The sequence below is a fragment of the Geobacillus sp. WSUCF1 genome (assembly GCF_000422025.1).
Taxonomy (GTDB): domain Bacteria; phylum Bacillota; class Bacilli; order Bacillales; family Anoxybacillaceae; genus Geobacillus; species Geobacillus zalihae.
In genome coordinates, this window is the sequence record NZ_ATCO01000144.1 from 1 (window position 1) to 2,155 (window position 2,155).

The following is a 2,155-nucleotide window of genomic DNA, read 5'->3' on the forward strand; positions in this document are numbered from 1 at the left end:
ATCTATATAAGTTGTAATAAAGATTTTCCGATTGCTCGATTCTGTTTTCCTTCATACAAGTCAGTTTGGTAGAATGCGGCGGGCGCTCTACTGGATGTAAAACAAAGTTTCAACTTATATAGGTGCAAGCTTGCAGCTAGTGTGGTGAACAATAATCCCCCAGTTATCACAGTGACGATCTTGATTGGCGATTAGCGCGTCAAATACAGGGATTTGGACAAATTCTTTTTCAAGATGAAATCCAGACAACACTTTTATTACATTCAGAAAATGATAATGTTTTAAATTGCGGCGATCAAAACTCTCTTCAATTGTAAAGAACAAATCGCCACCTTCATAAAATTCCTCATTATATAAGACGAAATTTTCAGATAAAATACCTATTGTTCCATCGTAAACAGCTAAATCGGCCTTCATCATATCTAACCCTATATGTTGGCCGATTTTGGATGCAACAACCTCTGCCCACGCTTCCCCAGTATTTTCCTTAGGAATTTTAAATAGGCTCTTCACCAAAAGTTGTACTTGATTTTTTCTGAACATACTCTATTTACGCTTGTGAGGGAAAATCAACAAATCAGTGATTTTTGCACATCTTTGGGCAGGAAACCGTATTGCTTGTCAAGTACATGTTGTGGTGAAGAGCCTTTAAATAGATACCGACGTTTATTATCTGGATTAATTAACCAAAACTTCTCTCTTGTCCCAGAAGCTTGCCGCTCCTCATCTTTTTTCCAATGACTAACATCATATAACTCCATAAAAGATGATCCTTTTTTTAGTTTTTGGTTTTTGATAGAAACAAGAGAAAAAGTTGATCGCAAGAGAAGCCTGCTAAAATGATGATCATATGCACTGCTGTTTGCCTGTCTCTGATCTCTTTTTATATTATCACAAACAATAATGGTCATGCAAAAACCCGAAGTCCCTTTTCGAACTTCGGGTTCTCCTTTCACACTTCCTCACAATATTCATCGAACAGCGCCTGCAGCTTTTGCACGACAGCGACCGGTTCGTGCCCTTCGATGTCGTGTCGGTGCAGCATGGCGCACAATTTCCCGTCTTTTAACAAGGCGAACGACGGCGAGGATGGCGGCTCGCCGACAAAATATTCGCGCGCGCGGGCGGTTGCTTCTTTGTCTTGGCCGGCAAAGACGGTCACCAAATGGTCCGGGCGCTTGTCGTAGTGAACGGCATGGGCCGCTGCGGGACGGGCGATGCCGCCGGCGCAGCCGCATACGGAGTTGATGAGGACAAGCGTGGTGCCCGGACGGCGGAATGCCGCATCGACGTCTTCCGGCGTGCGCAGCTCTTCAAATCCGGCTTCGACCGCTTCACGCCGCGCTTGTTCGACGATGTCGTGATAGAGCGGAAATTGAAATTGGAACATCTCAACACCTCCTTCGGTTTGCCTTTATCATATCATACTTCGCCGCCGAGGCTCCGTTCGTATGCTTCAATCAGCTCGCGGACGGCGGCGGTGACCGGCTTGGCGCCGGAAATGACGCTGTTCTCGAGCATCGGGAGCTTTTCTTTCACGATCGGGTCGGCGAAAAAGCGCGTTTCGATATATTCTTTGATCATGGCGTGCATCCAGTCTTTTTGCTGCTGGCGGCGGCGGTCAAAAAAGACGCCGGATCGCTTTGTCGTTTCGACAAACGTTTGAATGACGCGCCACATGTCGGCGATCCCTTCGCCCAACAGCGCCGAGCATGTGTATGCTTTCGTCTCCCAGCCGGGCGTGGCCGGGCGGAGGTAATGGAGAAACTGGTTGTATTCGTTTTGCGCCATCCGCGCTTTTTCTTTATTATCGCCGTCCGCCTTGTTGATGACGATGGCGTCGACCAGCTCCATGATGCCGCGCTTCATGCCTTGCAGCTCATCGCCGGCGCCGGTTAAGGCGAGCAGCAGGAAAAAGTCAACCATCCCGCGGACGACAAACTCGCTTTGCCCGACGCCGACCGTCTCGACGAGGATGATGTCATAGCCGGCCGCTTCGCACAGCATCATCGTCTCGCGCGTTTTCCGATGCACGCCGCCAAGCGCCCCACCGGATGGAGATGGACGGATGAAGGCGTGCGGATGGCGGGCAAGCGCCTCCATCCGCGTTTTGTCGCCAAGGATGCTGCCGCCGGTCAATGAGCTTGTCGGGTCG

4 protein-coding genes are annotated in these 2,155 nt (G+C 49.4%); all 4 read right to left on the bottom strand.

Annotation, left to right across the window (positions count from 1 at the left end):
• Positions 1–114 precede the first annotated feature (114 nt).
• On the bottom strand, positions 115–543 hold the full coding sequence (locus I656_RS02985; protein WP_020756257.1) for a hypothetical protein: 429 nt from the start codon (positions 541–543) through the stop codon (positions 115–117).
• A 26-nt stretch (positions 544–569) separates the two neighbouring features.
• Positions 570–911 (bottom strand): hypothetical protein, encoded by a 342-nt coding sequence (locus I656_RS18205; protein ID WP_223810928.1) that lies wholly within the window; start codon positions 909–911, stop codon positions 570–572.
• A gap of 41 nt (positions 912–952) precedes the next feature.
• Positions 953–1,390, bottom strand: coding sequence for a BrxA/BrxB family bacilliredoxin (locus tag I656_RS02980; protein WP_020756259.1), 438 nt, complete (start codon positions 1,388–1,390; stop codon positions 953–955).
• A 32-nt stretch (positions 1,391–1,422) separates the two neighbouring features.
• A partial coding sequence (meaB, locus tag I656_RS0116435; protein WP_033006397.1) for a methylmalonyl Co-A mutase-associated GTPase MeaB occupies positions 1,423–2,155 on the bottom strand: 733 nt, incomplete at its 5' end.

Excerpts from the sequence above, each read along its gene's own strand:
- I656_RS02985 (WP_020756257.1), bottom strand. The coding sequence starts at position 543 with ATGTTCAGAAAAAATCAAGTACAACTTTTGGTGAAGAGCCTATTTAAA.
- I656_RS18205 (WP_223810928.1), bottom strand. The coding sequence starts at position 911 with ATGACCATTATTGTTTGTGATAATATAAAAAGAGATCAGAGACAGGCA.
- I656_RS02980 (WP_020756259.1), bottom strand. The coding sequence starts at position 1,390 with ATGTTCCAATTTCAATTTCCGCTCTATCACGACATCGTCGAACAAGCG.